Genomic DNA, 19,821 nt, shown 5'->3' on the forward strand with positions numbered 1-19,821 from the left:
CGTCAACCGGATCGGTAGGAGAACGCTTCGGATTTCCTGGACAACCTAGGAAGATCAGCCGCTTTCTTGGTTATTTGACCTCAAGTAGCCCGATGCATGCCAATAGGCTCCGCGCTCTTCACTTTCGACAATCTGCGCTAGGGCAAGGCTCTTCGCCGCGTCATCAAGGTAGCTCTGGGCAACGGGCGAATGTGCCACCAGCGCTCTCAGGTGAGCGAGGGCAGCTTTCATGGCGTCCTCGGTCGCGGTGTCGGGCCAGTCGGCGGGCGGTGTTCTCGGGCGCCCGCGCTCGTCCCCCAGCCGGATCATGGCTCACTCCGCCGCGATGGCAGCGGTGGCCCTGAGGGTCTTCTGGATGATCCGGGCAACGGTGGAGGGGTGCAGGTCCAGGCGCCCGGCAATGGCGCCGTTTGTCCAGCCTCGCGCGGCCAAACGCATGATTTCCCGGTTGCGCTTCTCGCGGGCCTCTTCGGCGCGGCGCTTCTTGCCGTGGCGCCAGTGGACCTGGACGGTTTCGAGCGCAACGCCGGTCTCTGCGGCCACCATGGCAATGGCCCGGTCTTCGGGCATGGACTGCGCCCGTGCGGCGACCAGATCGGGCAGGGTGAGTAGAAAGGCGATCTCGCGTTGTGCTGTGGCCCAGCGTTCGATTTCGCCGTGACGGCGCTCTGCGGCGGCGCGCAGGGCCTCGGCTTGGTCGTCGTGGGCCTGCGCCAGAAGTCGCAATTCCTCCGGGCGCAAGCCGCGAAGGATCGCGGTTGGGTACATTGCGCCGTCACGCTGTCAAACCCTCTACGGTCGAAGAGCTTATCCAGCTACGCAACCTGCTCGCAAATGTTTGAATTTGTGACAAATACCAGGGAACGAGGCGGCGCCTGACCCATCCCCTGAAAGCGCGCATAATGTATATTATGGAAAATATAAGATATACCGGGAAGCCCGGAAGTCTTGGCGCCGCCGACCTCCTGGGCCGCCGCCTGGGCCTGCGTGCGCCCCTGAACGGCTGCCCCCAAGAGACTAAGGGCCGCTGAAGCGGCCCTGTCGTCTTCTTCCGCTTCCGCGTGATGCACGGAAGCGTTCGAACGGTTCGGCGTCAGGCTGCCTCGACCGTCCGGTTGTCGTTGGCACCCTGGTCGACGCTCTTGTCGGCGCCCTTATCGGCGAAGGACGCCGGCGTCACGCCACGCTGCGCCAGAGCGGTTGCCAGGTAGGCCTCGCGGCGCGGCCGCGGGTCGTGGCCCCGGGCCACCATGTCGATGTCGCCGCGGCACAGCCCGATGTCGTCGAGGTCACGGTCGCTCATCTCGCTGAGCGTCTGGTAGATCCGCCGGTAGGCCATGTACTTCGTGACCTTCGCCGTCGCGGCCTTGGCCAGGTGGCCGACCGCAGTGAAGAGGTTCAGCACGCCTTCGGCCACCGCCATAGAGCGGATGACTTCGGCACGGACCACGGGGTCTTTGATCTGATCGATCGGAACAGTATTCATCGTCTTCTTCCTTCACTTCAGCCGCCAGCGATCCTGGCGGCAAACCATGCACTCCGGGAACCCGTGGCCTTCTGCGATCCATCAGTCAGTTCGTAAGGCCGGCCGCTCCCGACAGGTCACATATGGGGCAATCGGATGCATTTGTGCAGCGCGATTGTTGCACCGCAGCAATGCACGAACAGCATGGCATCCTTAAAGGGGAATTAACGTGGAGTTACAGGTCTGTAACCAAAGCTTCTCAAAGGCTGTCAGAGCCGGACTCCCGCCTCAGCCCTGGGTCGGATCCCGGCCCGCAGAGGCCGCTTCGCCGGCCCTGCCGGCCTTGTAGATGTCCTTGATCTGCCGGGCCATCAGGCGTTCGGGCTCGACGGGTATCTCAAAGCCGAAGGGGCGGTAGAGATCGTGGGCGTCAGCCGTTGCCAGCATCCAGCGGCGCAGGCCCTGCAGGGCCGGATGCCCCATAATGCAGGCAATCAGCCATTGTCCAAGGCCCTGGCCGCGGGCGGCTTCAAGAACAAAGACATCGCAGATCCAGGCAAAGGTGGCCTTGTCGGTAACCACCCGGGCATAGCCAAGCTGCCCATTCGGCCCATAGAGGCCGAAGTTCAGGGAGCCGGCCACTGCCCTTACTACGGTCTCCCGTGGGATCGCCTTGGACCAGTAGGCAGTTTCCAGGAAGCCATGGACCACCGTCATGTCCAGCCGGCCGGGATCGGTGCTGACCTCGTAATCCTCTTTGATCCAGGACTCGCTGCCGCTCATAGGGCCCCTCTCCTGCAGCCTCAGGCCCGGCCCCGCTCCATCAGGCGAGAAGGCTCTGCCGCACTCAACCTAAACCTTAGACATCGCAACTTAATTGGCGGATGCGATGCTGTCGCTCTATAATCCGCGGCAAGCGGGGAATGCTACCCCAAAAACAATACGTTCAGGGACCGGGTTCATGTCACTGGGAGTTCGCTTCGGGGCCGCTGCGGTGGCCTCTTTTCTGCTTTTGAGCCTCGCTGCCGCGGCGGCGGGTGCGGAAACGATGATCTACCGCGCCCCGGAGGCGCCCAAAGTCGCCGCACTGCAGGAAACCCCCTCGCTGGCGCCAATCGTCAATGCCGGCCAACTGCCGGCGATCGGTGAGCGCCTGCCGAAGGTGCCGCGGGTTTCCGTCAGCGGGCCCACTCTTTCGGTCGGCAGGCACGGCGGCGAGCTGCGCATGCTGGTGACCCGCGACAAGGACGTGCGATTGCTCAACGTCTACGGCTATGCGCGGCTCATCGGCTACAATGAAGCGCTGGAGGTCGAGCCGGACATCCTCGAGTCCCTGGAGATCGAAGACGGGCGCATCTTCACCTTCAAGCTGCGCGAGGGACATCGCTGGTCCGACGGGCACCCCTTCACCGCCGAAGACTTCCGCTATTACTGGGAAGACGTGGCCAACAATGATGCGCTGAAGCCGACAGGGCCGCCGCAGGTCTTGCGGGTCGACGGCGAACTGCCGCAGGTGGAGTTCCTCGACGAGACGACGATCCGCTACAGCTGGTCCAAGCCAAATCCATTCCTCATCCCTGCCCTCGCCGGCGCCCGCCCGCTCGATCTCTTCGTTCCGGCCCATTACCTCAAGAAGTATCATCCGGCCCATGGCGACCAGGCGGAGATCGATGCCGCGGTGGCAGCCGCCGGCGCGCGCAACTGGGCGCAGCTGCACAATCGCCTGGGCAACATGTATAAGGCCACCAACCCGGCGCTGCCGACGCTGCAGCCCTGGTTCAACTCGGTCAAGCCGCCCTCTCAGCGTTTCATCGCCGAACGCAATCCCTACTATCACCGCATCGACGCCTCCGGCCAGCAGCTTCCCTATGCGGACCGCTTCGTGCTCTCCGTCGTCGGCGGCGCCCTGGTGCCGGCCAAGACCAGTGCCGGCGAGTCGGATCTGCAGTCCCGCGGCCTGCATTTCTCCGACTATACCTTCCTGAAAGCGGCCGAGGAGCGCAGCGGCTTCGACGTGCGCCTCTGGAAAACGGTGCGCGGATCGCAGCTCGCGCTCTATCCGAACCTCAACGTCAACGATCCGCAGTGGCGGGAGCTGAACCGCGACGCACGCTTTCGCCGCGCCCTCTCCCTCGGCATCAACCGCAGTGAGATCAACCAGGTCATCTATTACGGCCTGACGCTGGAGGGTAACAACTCGGTGCTGCCCGACAGCCCGCTCTTCAAGGAGGAGTATCGCGCGGCCTGGGCCGACTTCGACGCGGAGAAGGCCAACGCCCTGCTCGACGAGATCGGTCTGACCGAGCGGAACGGCGACGGCATCCGGCTGCTGCCGGATGGGCGGCCGATAGAAATCATCGTCGAGACCGCGGGCGAGAACACCGAAGAGGTCGACGTCCTGGAACTGATCGCCGACTCCTGGAAGGCGATCGGGGTCAAGCTGTTCACCAAGCCCTCGCAGCGTGAGGTGCTGCGCAACCGCATCTTCGCCGGCGAGACCATGATGACCATGTGGTATGGCTACGAGAACGGCATTCCCACGCCTTACACCAGTCCGGAAGAATTCGTGCCGATCCATCAGCAGAGCTTCCACTGGCCGAAGTGGGGTCAGTATGACGAGACGAACGGCAAGGCGGGGGAGCCGGTCGATATGGAGCGACCGCAGCGCCTGCTCGATCTCTACAAGAACTGGCTCTATGCCAAGTCGCGCGACGAGAAGTCGGCGATCTGGCAGGAGATCCTGGAGATCCACGCCGAGGATGTCTACACCATCGGCCTAGTCGCCCAGGTTCCGCAGCCGGTCACGGTTGCCAGCAGCCTGCGCAACGTCCCGCAGGAAGGCATCTACAACTGGGACCCCGGCGCACAGTTCGGCATCTACCGGCCCGAGCGCTTCTGGTTCGACCGCTGACGCGGATCGGGAGAAGCACAAGCAGCAGCCAGCAGGAGCACGCTCAGGCGTGTAACGCCGCAGCCCCGAGAGCGGCCCCAAGCGCAAGCGCACCGAAGAAGATGAGAACCGCGCGAAGAAGCCATCTGCGCAGAGCCAAGCCTCTTGGCGTCAGCAGATCTCCGTAGAAGATCACGTTCAGAGGATTGAGGCGCAGCCAGCCCCTGATGGCGCCGGGGACCGTGTTAAAGGGCAGCAGTGTTGCGGTCATCATTACCGCGCACCAGGCGAAGAACCCGATGACACAAGAGATCAGAAAGCCCCCAAGGAGTATCTGTCCAAGGACGTCGAGCTTGCTGAAAACCGCAGTCAGTTCGTCCACCACTGGTCCGTCCCGGCGCTCCTAAGGCAGAAAGAAAACTAGACCACCTCGACGGTCAGCCCATCATAACCCGGCTCGACACTTGGCGGACAACGGCTCAGAAGCTCGTCGTAATCGAGGCGCTCGTTCATGTGGGTCAGGACCGCGCGCTCCGGCTTCACCCGCTCGATCCACTCCAGCGTCTGGGCGACGTGGGAATGGGTTGGATGGGGATCGTCGCGCAGACAGTCCACGACCCAGAGCTTGACGCCCGCCAGAGCCGCGAAAGCCGCCTCGTCGAGAGCGCTTGCATCGGTCGAGTAGGCGATGTCACCGCAGCGAATGCCCAGGGTCGTCTCCTCGCCGTGCTGCTGGCGGAAAGGTGTCACGGGAATGGTGCCGACCTGAAAAGGGCCGTCGATCACCCGGTCGTGGAGCAGCGGTGGATAGAGGCTCTCGGGATCGCGGCTGGAAACGAAGGCGTAGCCAAAACGGGTCGTCAGCGCCTCGCGCGTTTGGGCGTCCATGAAGGCGTCGAGCGGTTGGCGGCGCGCGTAGACCAGACCCCGCAACTCGTCCAGGCCATGGCAGTGATCGGCATGGGCATGGGTGAAGAGGACGGCATCGAGCGCAGTAATCGCGTTGTCCAGCATCTGCTGGCGCAGGTCGGGCGAGGTATCGATGAGAATGCGGCTGCGATGCCCGTCGGCGTCCGCCTCCCCTTCGATCAGCACCGAGACGCGCAACCGCCGGTTCTTCGGATTGCCCGGATCGGCCAGCCCCCAGCCCTTGCCGGCCTCACGGCCCGCGACCGGCACACCGCCGGAGCCACCACAGCCGAGAACCGTGAGTTTCATCGCCGCGGGGGTCCGGGCTTCAAGGACGTGCGGCGCGGGAGAACAGGCGGAAGAAGTTCTCCGTGGTGATGTCGGCGAAGTCCGCGAGGTCGAGGCCGCGCAGCTCAGCCAGGGCCGCCGCGGTGTAGACCACGTTGGCCGGCTCGTTGGTCTTGCCGCGCCTGGGCACCGGCGCCAGGTATGGCGAGTCCGTCTCCACCAGCAGCCGGTCGAGCGGCACGTCGCGCACGGTGTCGCGCAGCGCCTGCGCCGACTTGAAGGTGACGATGCCGGCCAGGGAGATTGAGAACCCGATATCCAGGGCGGCGCGCGCCAGGGCCGGGCCGGCGGTGAAGCAGTGGATGACACCGGGGAACGGCCCCTTGGCGTACTCCTCCTGCAGGATCCCCACTGTATCGTCGTCGGCGTCGCGGGCATGAACGATGAGAGGCAGCCCGGTGTCCCGCGCCGCGGCAATGTGGGCCCGAAAACTGACCTGCTGCGCATCGCGCGGCGAGTGTTCGTAGTAGTAGTCCAGCCCCGTCTCGCCGATACCCACCACCCGGTCGTGGGCCGCCAGCTCGATCAGGCGCTGCGGCGTCCTCTGGCCTTCCTTGCCGGCCTCGTGGGGATGCACCCCCACCGAGCAGAAGACGCGGGGAAAGCGCTCCGCGATCGCCTGGATGCGGTCGAACTCGCTGAGCTTCGTGCAGATCGTTACCAGCGTGCCGACCCCGGCGGCCAAGGCCCGCTCCACCACCGGGGCGATGTCGCCGTCACGCTCCAGGTAGTCGAGGTGGCAGTGGGAGTCGACCAGCGGCCGGGCCGCCACTGCGGGGTCCGCCACGGCCATCACGCGCCGCTCCCCTGCGCGGCGGCCTCCTCCTCCACGAACCGCGGAAAGACCGGCTGCGGCTGCGGCAGAACAGTTCCCGGAGTGAGTCGGGTTTCCAGGGCATCGAAGGCGCGCACCTGCGGATCGACGGCGAGCTGGTCGAGCATCCGCGCCATGGCATCCGGCATCACCGGCTGGGAGAGCAGCGCCAGTCGGCGGATGGCCTCCGCAAGTACGTAGAGCACGGTCGCCATGCGCGCCGGATCGGTCTTCTTGAGGGTCCAGGGCGCCGCGTGATCGATGTAGCGGTTGGCCGCACCCACCACCTCCCAGATCTTGATCAGGGCGCTATGGAACTGCTGCCGGTCCATCTCGGCCCGCAGCTCCGGCAACAGCGCCGAGGCGGCGTCGAGCAAGGCCTGGTCCTCGGCTTCCAGGGATCCCGGCTGCGGCACCCTGCCCTCGCAGTTCTTGGCGATCATCGACAGCACGCGCTGCGCCAGATTGCCGAACTGGTTGGCGAGGTCGTAGTTCATGCGCCCGATCATGGCCTTGCGGGAGAAGTCGCCGTCGTTGCCGAAGGGCACCTCGCGCAGCAGGAAATAGCGCACCTGGTCGAGGCCGTAGGTCGCCACCAGTTCCGAGGGCACGATGACGTTGCCAAGCGACTTGGAGATCTTCTGCCCCTCGTTGGTCCACCAGCCGTGGGCATAGACCCGCTTCGGCGGCGCGATCCCGGCGGCCATCAGGAAGGCCGGCCAGTAGACGGCGTGGAAGCGCAGAATGTCCTTGCCCACCATGTGCACATCGGCGGGCCAGAAGGTCTCGAAGTCGGCGGCGGCCTCGTCCGGATAGCCGACCGCGGTGATGTAGTTGGTGAGGGCGTCCAGCCAGACGTACATGATGTGGCCCGGCACATCCGGCACCGGGATGCCCCAGGAAAAGGTGGTGCGGCTGATCGAAAGATCTTTCAGGCCGCCCTTGACGAAGCTGACCACCTCGTTGCGCCGGCTCTGCGGCAGAATGAAATCCGGGTTCTCGTCATAGAACGTCAGCAGGCGCTCGCCCCAGGCCGAGAGGCGGAAAAAGTAGGACTCCTCCTCCACCCACTCACATTCGGCGCCGGAGGGCGCGATCTTCCTGCCGTCCGGGCCGTCTTCAAGCTCGCTCTCGGCATAGAAGGCCTCGTCGCGCACCGCATACCAGCCCGCGTAGGTGCCGAGGTAGATGTCGTCCGCCTCAACCAGTTTCTTCCACAAGGCCTGGCAGGCCGCTTTGTGGCGCGGCTCGGTGGTGCGAATGAAATCGTCGTTGGTGAAGTGCAGCAGCTTCGAGAGCTCGCGAAAGTTCTGCGACACCTTGTCCGTGAAACTCTGGGGGTCGACGCCGGCCTTCTCCGCCGATTGCTCGACCTTCTGGCCGTGCTCGTCGGTGCCGGTGAGAAAGCGCACGGTGTGACCGTCCAGCCGCTTGAAGCGGGCCAGCACGTCGCAGGCAAGCGTGGTGTAGGCATGCCCGATGTGCGGCGCATCGTTCACGTAGTAGATCGGTGTCGTCACGTAGTATGCCGGCTTTCCTGCCGTCATCGCTGCTCTCCATCGGGCTCGGCAATCCGGCCCCGCGGACGACATGGCATCCGGCGCCCAGGACCAGGCTCCCTGCCGGGGCTAGGCGTTCTCCAGGTCCAGAAAGGCGGTCAAGACCACCTGCTTCCGGTCCAGATTGGCTGCCTCGGTACGGGCGAAAAGGCGGCTGATCTTCTCCCACAGGCCAAGCCATTGCGCAAGGGGGCGCCCGGCCAGCAGGCGCCGGGCCAGGGCCGCCTCGCCGGGCACCACCTCGGCCAAATCGCCACCGGTCGAGCCGGTCCGGATCATGCGGCCCAGCCACCAGATGAGCAGTTCCATACCGGTCTGAAAGGCCGCCGGATTGCGGCTTTGCGACCACTTGTCCGCAAGCCCATGAAGGGCCTTCACATCCAGCCGCGGCAGTCCCTCCAGGACCGCGACGAGGTCGCGGTAGAGACCGAGGCCCCCGTGGCGGGCCAGCGCCAGGGCACGGCCGGCACTGCCGTCCGCCAGGCGCGCCAGGGCGGTAGCCTCTTCGGGGTCGAGATCGGGCTGGTGGCGCCGCAGCAGGGTGACGACCGCGTCCTCAGCCAGTGGCTGCAGCGGCAGTTGACAGCAGCGCGAACGGATGGTCGGCAGGAGGGCGCCGGGCATATGGCTGACCAGCAGGATGACGGACCGGGGCGGCGGTTCCTCCAGCACCTTCAGCAAGGCGTTGGCGCCGTTGCGGTTCATCTCGTCGATGGAGTCGACAACAGCGACGCGCCAGCCCCCCTCGCCCGCCGTCATGCGGGCGAACGCCAGGAGCTTGCGGACCTCCTCCACCGGGATGATGCTGCGCAGCTTGCCCTTTTCGTCGGGTCGCCGTTCCAGGGTCAGGAGGTCGCTGTGCCCGTTTGCGGCCACCCGGCGAAAGACCGGATCCTCCGGATCCACTGCGAGCCCTGCCGGCTCGGCCGCGCCGAAAAGACCCGCGTCACCGGCGGGGCCGGCCAGCAGATGGCGCGCGAAGCGGTAGGCCAGGGTCGCCTTGCCGACGCCGCGCGGACCGGAGATCAGCCAGGCGTGCGGCAGCCGCCCGGACTGGGCCGCCTGCAGCAGCACGTCTTCTGCCGCACGCTGGCCCAGAAGGTCGGCGGTCAACCGCGGGTGCGGCCAGTCTTCCGCCTTGTCGCTCACGGCATGAACCTCCCGAGTTTCTCTTTCACCGCCTCTTGGATCGCGGCGGCCACGTCCGCGATGCTGCCGGATGCCTCGATCAGGATACACCGCTCCGGCTCGCCCGCGGCGATCGCATGAAAGCCCTCCCGCAGGCGTTCGTGAAAAGCGGCATCCATGGATTCATAACGATGCTCGTCGCTGCCGTCTTGCGCAAAGCGGGCACCGGCGCGGGCCAACCCTTCAGGGACCGGCAGATCGAGAATCAGGGTCAGGTCCGGCTGAACACCGTCCAGAACCAGGCGGCTCAGGGTTTCGACGGGATCCCGGCCCAGGCCGTGGCCGAAGCCTTGGTAGGCCATGGTGGAATCCGCAAAGCGGTCGCTCACCACCCAGTCGCCGCGCGCCAGGGCCGGCTGGATCGTCTTGACCAGATGATCGCGCCGCGCTGCAAAGTGCAGCAGCGTTTCAGTCAGGGGATCCCACCGGCCTGCATCGCCAGTCACCAGCAGTTCGCGGATGCTCTCGGCTCCGGGGCTGCCGCCGGGCTCGCGCGTTGTGACCACGGACAAACCGCGCTCGCGCAGCCATGCCGACAGCCGCTTTGCCTGGGTGGACTTGCCGGTCCCCTCTCCGCCTTCAAGGGTGATGAAGCAGCCGCGCGGACTGCCGGGCCCTGTGGCCTGGGCGCTCAAGGGGTGCCGAGCAGGAGAAACTTGATGCTGGCGGCGATGCGCCCGAAGGGGCCGAGCTGCTCGACATCCTCCCCCGCCATCAGCGGCACCTCTACGGGAACGCCTTCCGGCCAGGACACGCGCAGGCGCGCAATCTCCTGTCCGGCCGGGATCGGCGCGGGGATCGGACTGTCGTAGACCACGGCCACTTCCATGCCGTTGCGGGCGCTGCGCGGCAGGGTGACCGTGACGTTTTCATCGACCACCAAAGGCACCGTCTTCTCGGCCCCGAGCCAGACCGGCGCTTCGTCGACCGTGTCCCCTGTCGCGAAGAGCTCGTAGTTGCCGAACTCCCGGAAGCCCCAGGACATCAGGCGTTCGGCCTCGGCCGAGCGGGCCTTGATGCTGGGCAGGCCGTTGACGACCAGAATGAGACGGCGGCCGTTCTGAACCGCGGAGGCCGTCAGCCCGTAGCCGGCTTCCTCGGTGTGACCGGTCTTCAAGCCGTCGGCCCCGATGTTCTTGTACAGTAGCGGATTGCGATTCCCCTGCCGGATGTCAGACCAGGTGAACTCCTTCTCCGAATAGTAATGATAGAAATCCGCGTGGTCGGTGATGATGCGGTTTGCCAGGATCGCGAGGTCGCGCGCCGTCATCCGCTGGTTCGGATGCGGCCAGCCGGTGGCGTTGGCGAAGGTGCTGCCGGTCATCCCAAGTTCGCGGGCCTTGGCGGTCATCTGCTCGGCAAAGGCCTCCTCACTGCCGGCCAGGGCCTCGGCCAGGACGATGCAGGCGTCGTTCCCGGACTGAACGATGACCCCGCGCAGAAGATCCTCGACGCGGATCTGATCGCCGACCTCGACGAACATTTTGGAGCCGCCCATGCGCCAGGCCTTTTCACTGACGGGAAGCTCGTCATCCAGGGACAGGCTGCCGGCCTTCAGGCGCTCGAACACCATGTAGGCGGTCATGATCTTGCTCATCGATGCCGGCGGCATGGAAACGTCGGAATTCTTGTCGAGCAGGACGGCACCCGTTTGGGCATCGATCAACAGCGCCTCGCGCGCCTGGGTCTCGAGTGCCAGTGCGGGCCGGGCAAGCAAGGCGAACAGCCCAAGGCCGGCGGCCAGGATCGCGAACCAAAGAGAAGTTCTGGTGCGTTTCATGGTGCAGCTACCTCCGGCGCGCTTCGCAGCGGCCTCTTGTGAATGGGATTCAAAGCACTCGGCAAAGGCCTGCATTGTTCGGTCATTCGACCACCACCTTGGAATTGGTAAAGCCGTTGTTCAAGAGCAGTTCCAGGGTCCGGTCGGCGGTTTCCACGTCCCGCAGCGGGCCCAGGCGCACGCGGAAGAACCGCGTGTCCCCGACCACCGCACGGGAAATCTGGACATTGCCCACGGAGGTGAGGCGTGCACGCAGCCGCTCCGCATTGGCGATCTGGGTAAAGGCACCGGCCTGAACATAAAGGCGGGTCCGGCGCGCGGCCTGCTGGGTGACGACGGCTTCGGGCGATACCGGCGCAAGGGCCAAGGTATCGCTTGGACGCAGAGGCTCGGCCGAAGCGGTGCGCACAGGCGCTGGGCGCGGCGTTGCCGGCGCTGTCGATCCGACGGGCGGCAACTCCTGCACGGCAACGGTTTCCACCGGCGCGGCAGAGGGAGCGTCCTCCGGGACCTCAAGGCCTTGCGCCCGCGCCACCAACTGCCGGCTCTCCAGCTCCAGGATCTGAACTCTTACCCGCGCAGTTCCCTGGCGCACAAACCCCAGAAGCTCCGCCCCCTTCTTCGAAAGATCGATGATGCGGCCATGGGCGAAAGGCCCGCGGTCGTTGATGCGCACCTGGATCGAGCGGCCATTCTCCAGGTTCGTCACCTGAACGAGGGAAGGCATCGGCAGGGTGCGGTGGGCCGCCGTCATAGCGTTCTGATCGTAGATCTCCCCATTGGCGGTGCGCTTGCCGTGGAAGCCCGGACCGTACCAAGAGGCGATGCCGGTCTCGTCGTAGCTGTAGTCTACCCGCGGGTAGTACCAGACGTTCTTGATCTGGTACGGCTTGCCGACCTTGTAGTCGCCAAGGGTTTCTGTCGTCGCGTCCGGCGGCGTTTGGAGCCGTTTTGCGTTGTGCACGGCCAGTTCCGTCTCAGCGCAACCGGCGAGGACAGCCAGCGTCAGCATGGAGGCTGCCAACGGCCGCGCGCGCCGAAAGCCCCGTTCACTCTTCAGGAATGCTCCGCGATCCATAGATGTCGTCGTGACCTCTCCCTGCCTGCAAGCGAAGGCGGCGCAGCCGCCTCCTGCCCTGTCGCTACTGCCCTGCCGCTACTCGCGCCTCAAGCGTTCAATGATCTCTGCGGTCGGGTAGCCGTCCGCCGGAACGCCGATGGCGCGCTGGTAAGCGCTCAGCGCGGCCCGCGTCTGCCGGCCGACGAGGCCGTCGGGCTCCCCTGCATCGAAGCCTTTGGCATTCAGGAGCGCCTGCATCTCCTCGATCGCCTTCAGGCTGATGGGTTGCTCGTCCGGGAGTGCCGAAAGCGGCGCCGCACCGACGATTCTGTCCGCGAGATGCCCGACCGCGAGAGCGTAGAGGATCGACCGGTTCCAGATCAGGATCGTCCTGTAATTCCGATAGACCAGAAAGGCCGGGCCGCGGTGGCCCGACGGCAGGACAATCGAGGCATCCAGGTCTACTGCGGGCAGCGGAGATCCGTCTGCCTTGCGAAGGCCGTGAACCCCGGCCCAGTCCGCAAGCGGCTTGGCGATCTTCAGGCTGGCAAGCCCGAAGTCGAATTCGGGCGGCAGAGCGACCTCCCTGCCCCAGGTCTCGTCGCCGCGCCAGCCTTCCTGCGAGAGGTAGTTCGCAGCGGAGGCGAAGATGTCCGGCAGGCTGTTCCAGATATCGCGGCGGCCGTCGCCGTCGAAGTCGATAGCGAAGTTCACGAAGGTCGAGGGAATGAACTGGACCTGACCCATCGCCCCCGCCCAGGACCCCAACATGCGATCCAGCGTGATGTGCCCTTCGTCGAGGATCTGAAGCGCATGGAGAAGCTCGGCGCGAAAGAACGCGCTGCGGCGCGAGTCGTGCGCCAGGGTGGCCAGGGCGCGGATGACGGAGAAGCCCCCGGTATAGTCGCCGAAATTGCTCTCAAGGCCCCAGAAGGAGACCAGGAAGCGCGGCTGCACCCCGAAGCGCGCCTCAACTCTTTGAAGAAGGTCTCGGTGTTCCTCCATCAGGCGCTGCGCGCGCTCGACCCGGGTTTCCGTCACACTGGACCGCAGGTAGCGGGTGAATGTCAGCGTGAATTCCCGCTGGCTGCGGTCTTTCTCGATCACCCGGGCGACCGGCGCCACGTCTTTCAACGCCGCATCGAGCGTGGCTGCGCTGATCCCCTTGGCGAGCGCTTCCTCCCGCAGGTCCTGGAGCCAGGCCGCGAAGCCCGGATCGGCGCTTCCGGCAGCCTGGTTGGCGGAGGCGGGCTGGCCGCCGCCGAACGCCAGCAGAAGGCAAACGAACAGAGCAAGAGAACGGGCGCAGCGGGTCAGGCCTGTCATGAACGGATGGTCCTCGCAGAATTGTGCAGTGCCCCTGGCAAAGCAGTCATGATGGCGGAAACCGGCATGATGGCAGACTTTGGTTAAGGGCTCTTGTGCCACAGGGCCACGAGTCTTGGCAATCCGCGCGGAACCGCACGGCATCGGCGCACGGTATCGGCGCACGGTATCGGCGCACGGTATCGGCGCACGGTATCGGCGCACGGTATTGGCGCACTGGCCCGGCCTTACTGCACCGGCCTTACTGCCCTTCCGTGACCTCGAAAGTGATGGTGTCGCCGGCCAGAACGAAAACCACCGCGCCGTCGGAGGCCTTGTAGGTCCACTTCTCGATCGGGCCCAGTTTCGAGACGTCGCTGGGCTCGCCCAGTGCCGATTCCAACTCGGCCTTCGTCGAGGCGCCTTCCGCCTTCTTGATCAGGTCGGCCTTGCTCGGTGCAAAGCAGCCCGCAAGCACAAGCATCGTCAGGACCGCTGAAAGGGAGAGAAAAAGCCGCATGCGCCCACTGCCCATTAACCATGAAGCTGCCCTATGTACCATGCCGGGCCCTGCACGCAAGCGCACCCTGCCATCTTAGCCACAAGGGCGAAGAGCCAGTGGTTTTGATCGCCGAATCGGCCATTTGCGCCGTTTCCTTAAGGAAAAGCCCCGCCGGGGAGGCGGGGCTTTTGAGAGGTCGATGCAATCAATTTCAGGAGACGGTCGATGAACCGTGAGCTCAGTGTGCAGCCGACTTGGTAAACAAATGGTTAACAACTTAAAGATTCGTGAATTTTGGCTCTATTTCGTCCGATGATAGACGCGGCAGTCCGTGGTTCCTTGCCCGCGAAACAGGTAAACCACTTGGTTTTCCGCCAGTTTTGCCCGATCGACCAGGCTGCCGTGCCCGCCGACGGCCGCGCCGTAGGTCACGCCGTTCACCTGACCGATGAAGAAATTGTCGCGCTTCTGGCGGAAGTTTCGCTGGCGACAGGCCTTCGAAAGGTCCGGACTCAGGACCCAGCGTTCCTGGAGTCGGCCTTCGTCGCGCACCAGGATTCGCGATCCGGGCCGGGCCTGCTTTGTTTTGCGCCCCAGAGCGCTGCCGCTGGGCGGACCGCCGCCGAGGTGCTTATCGTAATGCGTCGGGTGCGTGGAGAGCAGGTCAGCCGCCCGCACGGCAGCGCCGATACCGCCGCAAAGCACCACCGCGGCCAAAACAGCACAGATTTTCAAGAGCTTATGCATGGCTACCTACCATTCCGCTCGTCCGGGCGCTCTTCCTGAGCTGCCGTGGAGGATACCACAGCGGGTCTTGGTCCCCGTTAACGTCTGTCCTTAACAGGGCCTTAAGCAGCGCTCCGAACCGCCGGATCCCCCGGCCGCGCAGGCCGTCTGGCAGCAAATGTCATTGAAACCATGGCCGGCGGTGACACGTAGGTTAACCAGAAGGGCAAAATTGCAGCGCCGCCAGCCGCAAGCTGCCTGTCGCAGCGCCGCCAAGCCGACAGGAGATGACCATTACCGCCGTCGATCTTCATTATGCCGAACGGCCAGAGCCCCGGGCTCTGACCCCCATCACGCCTGCCGTCACGCTGCAGGCCATGGCAACCGCCGTGCCCGGCTACACCCTGCGTCAGGAAGATGTGGTCCGCCGGGTCAAGCACCTCTTTGCGGACCGCCGTCTCGACATCGATCGGCTCCTGCCCGCTTTCGACAATGCCGGCATCCTGACGCGCCGCTCCTGCATGCCCATCGACTGGTACCTGACCCCCAGCGACTGGAAGACCCGCAACCAGCTCTTCGTCGACAATGCGGTCGACCTCCTCGAAGAGGCGGCGCTGGATTGCCTTGCTCAGACCGGCCTGGGGCCGGAGTCCATCGACGGACTCGTCACGGTTTCGACAACCGGCGTCGCGACCCCGAGCCTCGATGCCCATCTGATGAACCGGATGGCCTTCCGCAGCGACCTTCAGCGCCTGCCGATCTTCGGCCTGGGCTGCGCCGGCGGCGTCATCGGCCTGTCCCGGGCCGCAGCCATGGCGCGGGCCACGCCGGGAGCGAAGATCCTCTGTCTCGTTGTGGAGCTCTGCGCCCTCACCTTCCGCGCCAATGACCGCTCCAAGAGCAACGTCATTGCAACGGCCCTGTTCGGCGACGGCGCAGCCGCGGTGCTGCTGGAGGCCACGGGCCCCGACGCCCCGGCCCCAACAGAGGCAGTTTCCGGAACCGGGGTCCCGGATAGCGCTCGGTTGGCGCAAGGACCGCGGTTGACCGCCGGCGGCGAGTTCACCTGGCCGGCCTCCCTGGACGTTATGGGCTGGACGGTGGAGAACGACGGCCTGGGGGTTCTCTTCTCCCGGGACATTCCTGCCTTGGTGCGCGAGCGCCTGGGCTCTGCGCTCGACGGCTTTCTCTCGGAGCAGGGCTTTGGCCGCGACGACATCGACGGCTACATCTGCCATCCCGGCGGCGCCAAGGTGATCGCGGCCCTGGAGGAGGTCTTCGGGCTGGAGGACGGGGCCCTGACGGACGCGCGTGCGGTGTTGCGGGATTTCGGGAACATGTCGGCCGTGACCGTACTCTTCGTGTTGGAGCGCATGCGCGCCGCCGGCCTCAGGGGCCGCTACGTGATGACAGCGCTGGGCCCCGGCTTCACCGCCGGCTTCCAGATTTTGGAAGCCTGAGACCATGAGCGTGCTCTGGATCGTTCTGGTCCTGGTGGCGCTGCAGCGTCTGGGGGAACTGGTCTATGCGCAGCGCAACACCCGTCGCCTGCTGGCCGAAGGCGGGCGCGAAGCCGGTGCCGGTCACTATCCGCTGCTGGTCGGCCTCCACGCGGCCTGGCTGATCGCCCTCGCTGTCTTCGTGCCAGCGGAAACGCCACCCAACTGGGCGTTGCTGGCGGTCTTCGTCGCGCTGCAGGGGCTGCGGCTCTGGGTGCTGGCCAGCCTCGGACGGTATTGGACCACGCGCATCATCACCCTGCCCGACGCGCCGCTGGTCCGCAAAGGCCCCTACCGCCTGCTGCGTCATCCCAACTACGTAGTGGTGGCCGGGGAGATCCTAATCCTGCCACTGGCGTTCGGCGCCTGGGAACTGGCGCTGGCGTTCTCGGCAGCCAACGCCGTAATCCTCGCCATCCGCATCCGCTGCGAAGACCAGGCTCTCGCCGCGCGGCGCACAGCCACAGTCTCCGCTGGCCCGGTCAGATCTCCATAACGATCCGGCCGTTGATCTTGCCCGCTTCCATGCGGGAGAAGATGGCGTTGATGTCGTCCAGGCGTTCAGTCGAGTAGCGCGAAGCGACCTTGCCCTCCGCAGCGAACTGCAGCGCCTCGGCCAGATCGTTGCGGGTGCCGACGATGGACCCGCGGATCGTCTTGCGCATCAGCACCACCTCGAAGATCGGCAGTTCGAAGCCCCCCGGGGGCAGGCCGACCAGGCTCATGGTCCCGCCGCGGCCCAGCATGCCGACCGCCTGACCGAAGGAATCGCGGGAGACCGCGGTCACCACCGCGCCTTCCACGCCGCCGCCCTTTTGAACCTCCGCTGCCGCATCGGTGGTGGCTGCATTGATCACCTGATCGGCGCCGGACTCTTTCGCGAGAGCCAGCTTGTCTTCGGCGATGTCGACGGCGATGACGTGGAAGCCCATGGCTTTGGCATACTGAACAGCCAGTTGTCCGAGCCCGCCGATCCCCACGATCGCCACAGTCTGGCCCGGCTTCGCCTCGGTTTCCTTCAGGCCCTTGTAGACCGTGACTCCGGCGCAGAGGATCGGCGCCCCCGGCGCGAAGTCGAGGCCATCGGGCAGGTGGCCGACGTAAGCGGGATCGGCCAGCACGTACTCGGCAAAGCCGCCATTGACGCTGTAGCCTGTGTTCGCCTGGTCGGTGCAGAGGGTTTCCCAGCCGCCCACGCAGTGGTGGCAGTGGCCGCAGGCCGTGTGCAGCCAGGGCACGCCGACCCGGTCTCCTTCCTTCACCGCGGTGACGCCTTTGCCCACCTCGGCAACGATGCCGACGCCTTCGTGGCCGGGAATGAAGGGCGGCTTGGGCTTCACCGGCCAGTCGCCCTGGGCGGCGTGCAGGTCGGTGTGGCAGACGCCGCTGGCGGCGATCTTGACGACGATCTTGCCGTCCCGTGCGCTTGGCTTCTCCACCTCCCGGATATCGAGCGGCTTTCCAAACTCGGTGACGACTGCGGCTTTCATCCTGCTGGACATAGCGGCGTCCTTTCCAGCCAATCCGTTCCCTAATGTCGGCTCAAGAGCGCCGGCTTGCAGACCTTGGCCGGCGGACTCCTGTCCCAAACAGAAAGCTATGGCATGGCCGGAGGCAGCGCCATCGGCTTCGGAAAAGTCGATCAAAGGGTGGCGGGAAAGCAATCGCCGCCCTGCTTGACGTCAGACCGGAAGGGTCACCCGGTCGACGATCTCCGCGCCGCGCGAGGCCATGAAGTAGAGCCCCATGTGGTGCGTCGGATCCTGCGGGTGCGCCGCCGTGCGCGGCAGACCAAGGCTCTCCACGGCGGCCATCGGCAGGTCGTAGGTGGCGCAGCCCTTCGTGTAGACAGAGATGTCTTTCAGGCTGGGCATGAGGTCGTGGTTGCGTGCCGAAAGCAGCGTGAGGACGAAGTCCATAACACAGATGTCCGTGCAGATGCCCACCACCAGCACCCGCTGCAGCCCGGCGGCGTTCACCCAGTCCACCACCGCGTTGCTGCCGTCCGGACGGATGGCGCCGACAAAGCCGTTGATGCAGTCCTTGCGCACCAGGGTGGTGTGGGGATCGTTCTCCAGCCAAGCCAATTCCGGCACAAGCTCCTCTTCCCCGGTTCCGGCTTCGCAGTGCGGCGGATAGGGCGGCTCAGGCTTGCCCGGTTCGTGGGTGTCGAGAAAGGCCAGGATCTTCCAGCCCCGCTCGCTGAAGCCACGGGCCAGACGGTCGGTTTCCGCCACCATGGTGCTCACCTGGGCGTTCGGGGACGGCGGCGCCAGGTTGCCGGCGCCCACGGTCGCAAAGCCGTTGACCTCGTCGACGATGACCAGTCCGGTCGCCTCGGCACCCAGGTCCAGCTTTCCCGGCGCCACCGGCATCGCGGCGGCCAGGTGTTCGGTAAGACCCGGAAGATCGGCGCTGTCCGGCATGGCGGCCTCCTGCATAAGCATCCAATGCGGCCAGTTTAGTCGCCGTCGCCGCCCGGTGCGAGGGGCGAAAGGCGCAGGGCTGACCCGCGTCAGAGCGGGATCTGCCGGAATGCCCCGAAGCTGGCCCTGATACCGGATAGGGGGCTTTTCGGGGTTTCCAGGCTCCCCGGGCTTTGCTACCTCTCGCCCGCCGGCCCCACGAATCGGGCCCGGGCGGCCGCTGGTCGGGCGCAGAGGATGGGTGGCCGAGTGGTTGAAGGCACCGGTCTTGAAAACCGGCAGGCGTGAGAGCGTCTCGTGGGTTCGAATCCCACCCCATCCGCCAAGCTTGCAATCTATCTATCTGATATATAACGGGGAAAATGTCGATCGGTCTTTCCGGTCCCACATTTAGGCCCACACTTCGCCCTTTTTTATGGGCTCCGAATACTCCGAAAACTCAGGCCGCCGTGGGCACGCTCGCCCATTCCCCTGGTTCGGTCTTCCGGGTGGCTCTGCCTTTGTTCGGAGCCAACAAACACCGCCCTTACGCCCGTCTCGACCAGTGCGGCTTTGTCGGCTTTCTGTCCCGAAAGCGCGTGATCGCCATGACGGAGGCCGACGTGCTCATGGAGGTGGCGTGGGGGCCAGGTGCCCAGCAGCGGTATCGGCGCAAGGATCTGTGTAGGGCATCGGGTGCGGTGCTCCTGTGGGGACTGCCCAAAACCACGAAGGGGGAGCGCTAGTGACAGTCCATCACGGTCCGGCTGTCCGTCCAGAACGGCTTCTTAGTGCTCGACCTTAAGGCCAAGCCCGGCGCGGCTCGGTATGGCAGTATCTATTGTCATCATCATGCTGCGCCCGGTCAGAGAGACGAAAGGCCGGGCCGGTTCCTGCTCTGCGAAACCGGACCGGCCTTTCAATCAGTCTGTATCCAGGCCTGCCAGGGCTTAGGGCAGGAGTGTCACCCTCCCAGAACCCAACCACCGTCGGCGTGATCTCGCCTTAGAACGGGTGAATGCGCGGCCAGTTCTCATCGCCAGCTATGATATGCGCCGGAATGTCTGCCTGCCAAAGCTCCTGCGCGCGCGGATGGACCTGCACATACAGTACTTCGTCTACGATCTGCCAAACATTGGGATCGCCCGGTGCTTTGTAGCTCTGGCTGGCCGCCCAAGAGCAATAGCCATCATAAGCAGGGGCGTAACGCTCCGGATCAGCCGCAAAGGCGTCCCGGTTCTCGGTCGAAGCAAAGTACCAGATCGCTCCGTTCCAGAAATGGTTGATCCGAGCCTCTCCCGGCATTGGACCATCTTGGTGATACGATACCGTGTCATACCCGCCAATCGCGACGGCCAACTGGTTTCCTGC

Annotated in this window: 21 protein-coding genes and 1 tRNA gene; 4 read left to right on the top strand and 18 right to left on the bottom strand. The window is 65.4% G+C overall.

Annotated features, from left to right (window positions below):
- Positions 1-54 precede the first annotated feature (54 nt).
- The 4 genes from Q0982_RS09600 to Q0982_RS09615 all read right to left on the bottom strand — a co-directional run bounded on the left by Q0982_RS09600 (position 55) and on the right by Q0982_RS09615 (position 2,248).
- Entirely contained in the window at positions 55-309 is a 255-nt protein-coding gene (locus Q0982_RS09600; RefSeq protein WP_299394660.1) for a hypothetical protein, read from the bottom strand.
- A 3-nt stretch (positions 310-312) separates the two neighbouring features.
- Complete coding sequence (locus tag Q0982_RS09605; protein WP_299394661.1) at positions 313-768, bottom strand: helix-turn-helix domain-containing protein; 456 nt, start codon at positions 766-768, stop codon at positions 313-315.
- A gap of 325 nt (positions 769-1,093) precedes the next feature.
- Positions 1,094-1,486, bottom strand: coding sequence for a DUF1127 domain-containing protein (locus Q0982_RS09610; RefSeq protein WP_299394663.1), 393 nt, complete (start codon positions 1,484-1,486; stop codon positions 1,094-1,096).
- Positions 1,487-1,753: 267 nt separating this feature from the next.
- Complete coding sequence (locus Q0982_RS09615; protein WP_299394666.1) at positions 1,754-2,248, bottom strand: GNAT family N-acetyltransferase; 495 nt, start codon at positions 2,246-2,248, stop codon at positions 1,754-1,756.
- Positions 2,249-2,426: 178 nt separating this feature from the next.
- On the opposite strand from Q0982_RS09615, the gene Q0982_RS09620 reads away from it, so the two are divergent.
- Positions 2,427-4,376 carry an ABC transporter substrate-binding protein gene (locus Q0982_RS09620; RefSeq protein WP_299394667.1) on the top strand — a complete coding sequence of 650 codons (1,950 nt, stop codon included), beginning with the start codon at positions 2,427-2,429 and terminating at the stop codon, positions 4,374-4,376.
- Positions 4,377-4,419: 43 nt separating this feature from the next.
- On the opposite strand, the gene Q0982_RS09625 is transcribed toward Q0982_RS09620, so the two are convergent.
- From Q0982_RS09625 to Q0982_RS09675, 11 genes are all read right to left on the bottom strand, one after another.
- A complete protein-coding gene (locus Q0982_RS09625; protein WP_299394670.1) occupies positions 4,420-4,737 on the bottom strand; it encodes a hypothetical protein in 318 nt (105 codons plus the stop codon).
- Positions 4,738-4,775: 38 nt separating this feature from the next.
- Positions 4,776-5,573 (bottom strand): MBL fold metallo-hydrolase, encoded by a 798-nt coding sequence (locus Q0982_RS09630; protein ID WP_299394671.1) that lies wholly within the window; start codon positions 5,571-5,573, stop codon positions 4,776-4,778.
- Positions 5,574-5,592: 19 nt separating this feature from the next.
- The gene (locus Q0982_RS09635) at positions 5,593-6,405 is read right to left on the bottom strand and encodes a TatD family hydrolase (RefSeq protein WP_299394674.1); all 813 of its coding nucleotides are present in this window, start codon (positions 6,403-6,405) and stop codon (positions 5,593-5,595) included.
- On the bottom strand, positions 6,405-7,973 hold the full coding sequence (gene metG / locus Q0982_RS09640; protein ID WP_299394676.1) for a methionine--tRNA ligase: 1,569 nt from the start codon (positions 7,971-7,973) through the stop codon (positions 6,405-6,407). Before metG ends, Q0982_RS09635 begins: the two co-directional genes overlap by 1 nt.
- 81 nt (positions 7,974-8,054) lie before the next feature.
- A complete protein-coding gene (locus Q0982_RS09645; protein ID WP_299394679.1) occupies positions 8,055-9,134 on the bottom strand; it encodes a DNA polymerase III subunit delta' in 1,080 nt (359 codons plus the stop codon).
- Positions 9,131-9,808: a dTMP kinase gene (gene tmk, locus Q0982_RS09650; RefSeq protein WP_299394680.1), complete on the bottom strand. Its 678-nt coding sequence runs from the start codon at positions 9,806-9,808 to the stop codon at positions 9,131-9,133. The genes Q0982_RS09645 and tmk overlap by 4 nt, the downstream gene beginning before the upstream one ends.
- On the bottom strand, positions 9,805-10,953 hold the full coding sequence (locus tag Q0982_RS09655) for a D-alanyl-D-alanine carboxypeptidase family protein (RefSeq protein ID WP_299394683.1): 1,149 nt from the start codon (positions 10,951-10,953) through the stop codon (positions 9,805-9,807). Before Q0982_RS09655 ends, tmk begins: the two co-directional genes overlap by 4 nt.
- An 82-nt stretch (positions 10,954-11,035) precedes the next feature.
- Positions 11,036-11,965, bottom strand: coding sequence for a septal ring lytic transglycosylase RlpA family protein (locus tag Q0982_RS09660; RefSeq protein ID WP_299394684.1), 930 nt, complete (start codon positions 11,963-11,965; stop codon positions 11,036-11,038).
- Between the two features lie 144 nt (positions 11,966-12,109).
- Positions 12,110-13,339 (bottom strand): lytic murein transglycosylase, encoded by a 1,230-nt coding sequence (locus Q0982_RS09665; protein ID WP_299394687.1) that lies wholly within the window; start codon positions 13,337-13,339, stop codon positions 12,110-12,112.
- Positions 13,340-13,580: 241 nt separating this feature from the next.
- A complete protein-coding gene (locus Q0982_RS09670) occupies positions 13,581-13,802 on the bottom strand; it encodes a hypothetical protein (protein WP_299394690.1) in 222 nt (73 codons plus the stop codon).
- Between the two features lie 318 nt (positions 13,803-14,120).
- Positions 14,121-14,567: a hypothetical protein gene (locus tag Q0982_RS09675; protein ID WP_299394692.1), complete on the bottom strand. Its 447-nt coding sequence runs from the start codon at positions 14,565-14,567 to the stop codon at positions 14,121-14,123.
- A gap of 266 nt (positions 14,568-14,833) precedes the next feature.
- On the opposite strand from Q0982_RS09675, the gene Q0982_RS09680 reads away from it, so the two are divergent.
- Positions 14,834-16,006: a type III polyketide synthase gene (locus Q0982_RS09680; protein ID WP_299394695.1), complete on the top strand. Its 1,173-nt coding sequence runs from the start codon at positions 14,834-14,836 to the stop codon at positions 16,004-16,006.
- Positions 16,007-16,010: 4 nt separating this feature from the next.
- Positions 16,011-16,541: an isoprenylcysteine carboxyl methyltransferase family protein gene (locus Q0982_RS09685; protein ID WP_299394696.1), complete on the top strand. Its 531-nt coding sequence runs from the start codon at positions 16,011-16,013 to the stop codon at positions 16,539-16,541.
- On the opposite strand, the gene adhP is transcribed toward Q0982_RS09685, so the two are convergent.
- Both adhP and Q0982_RS09695 read right to left on the bottom strand, forming a co-directional pair.
- Positions 16,528-17,547 carry an alcohol dehydrogenase AdhP gene (adhP, locus tag Q0982_RS09690; RefSeq protein WP_299394699.1) on the bottom strand — a complete coding sequence of 340 codons (1,020 nt, stop codon included), beginning with the start codon at positions 17,545-17,547 and terminating at the stop codon, positions 16,528-16,530. The genes Q0982_RS09685 and adhP overlap by 14 nt on opposite strands.
- 180 nt (positions 17,548-17,727) lie before the next feature.
- Positions 17,728-18,471, bottom strand: coding sequence for an isochorismatase family protein (locus Q0982_RS09695; RefSeq protein WP_299394701.1), 744 nt, complete (start codon positions 18,469-18,471; stop codon positions 17,728-17,730).
- A 235-nt stretch (positions 18,472-18,706) separates the two neighbouring features.
- Here Q0982_RS09695 and Q0982_RS09700 point away from each other — a divergent pair.
- Positions 18,707-18,796 (top strand) — tRNA-Ser (locus Q0982_RS09700).
- 659 nt (positions 18,797-19,455) lie between these two features.
- Here the strand turns inward: Q0982_RS09700 and Q0982_RS09705 are convergent.
- Positions 19,456-19,821, bottom strand: a 366-nt coding sequence (locus Q0982_RS09705) for a YHS domain-containing (seleno)protein (RefSeq protein WP_299394703.1), incomplete at its 5' end; no start/stop codon positions are given.

Source organism: Pelagibius sp. (genome assembly GCF_028281305.1).
Lineage (GTDB): Bacteria > Pseudomonadota > Alphaproteobacteria > Kiloniellales > Kiloniellaceae > Pelagibius.

Bases quoted from the DNA above. Each gene is read 5' to 3' on its own strand.
- Q0982_RS09600 (WP_299394660.1), bottom strand. From the start codon at position 309: ATGATCCGGCTGGGGGACGAGCGCGGGCGCCCGAGAACACCGCCCGCC.
- Q0982_RS09605 (WP_299394661.1), bottom strand. From the start codon at position 768: ATGTACCCAACCGCGATCCTTCGCGGCTTGCGCCCGGAGGAATTGCGA.
- Q0982_RS09610 (WP_299394663.1), bottom strand. From the start codon at position 1,486: ATGAATACTGTTCCGATCGATCAGATCAAAGACCCCGTGGTCCGTGCC.
- Q0982_RS09615 (WP_299394666.1), bottom strand. From the start codon at position 2,248: ATGAGCGGCAGCGAGTCCTGGATCAAAGAGGATTACGAGGTCAGCACC.
- Q0982_RS09620 (WP_299394667.1), top strand. From the start codon at position 2,427: ATGTCACTGGGAGTTCGCTTCGGGGCCGCTGCGGTGGCCTCTTTTCTG.
- Q0982_RS09630 (WP_299394671.1), bottom strand. From the start codon at position 5,573: ATGAAACTCACGGTTCTCGGCTGTGGTGGCTCCGGCGGTGTGCCGGTC.
- Q0982_RS09635 (WP_299394674.1), bottom strand. From the start codon at position 6,405: ATGGCCGTGGCGGACCCCGCAGTGGCGGCCCGGCCGCTGGTCGACTCC.
- metG (WP_299394676.1), bottom strand. From the start codon at position 7,973: ATGACGGCAGGAAAGCCGGCATACTACGTGACGACACCGATCTACTAC.
- Q0982_RS09655 (WP_299394683.1), bottom strand. From the start codon at position 10,953: ATGAAACGCACCAGAACTTCTCTTTGGTTCGCGATCCTGGCCGCCGGC.
- Q0982_RS09660 (WP_299394684.1), bottom strand. From the start codon at position 11,965: ATGCTGACGCTGGCTGTCCTCGCCGGTTGCGCTGAGACGGAACTGGCC.
- Q0982_RS09665 (WP_299394687.1), bottom strand. From the start codon at position 13,339: ATGACAGGCCTGACCCGCTGCGCCCGTTCTCTTGCTCTGTTCGTTTGC.
- Q0982_RS09670 (WP_299394690.1), bottom strand. From the start codon at position 13,802: ATGCTTGTGCTTGCGGGCTGCTTTGCACCGAGCAAGGCCGACCTGATC.
- Q0982_RS09675 (WP_299394692.1), bottom strand. From the start codon at position 14,567: ATGCATAAGCTCTTGAAAATCTGTGCTGTTTTGGCCGCGGTGGTGCTT.
- Q0982_RS09680 (WP_299394695.1), top strand. From the start codon at position 14,834: ATGACCATTACCGCCGTCGATCTTCATTATGCCGAACGGCCAGAGCCC.
- Q0982_RS09685 (WP_299394696.1), top strand. From the start codon at position 16,011: ATGAGCGTGCTCTGGATCGTTCTGGTCCTGGTGGCGCTGCAGCGTCTG.
- adhP (WP_299394699.1), bottom strand. From the start codon at position 17,547: ATGTCCAGCAGGATGAAAGCCGCAGTCGTCACCGAGTTTGGAAAGCCG.
- Q0982_RS09695 (WP_299394701.1), bottom strand. From the start codon at position 18,471: ATGCCGGACAGCGCCGATCTTCCGGGTCTTACCGAACACCTGGCCGCC.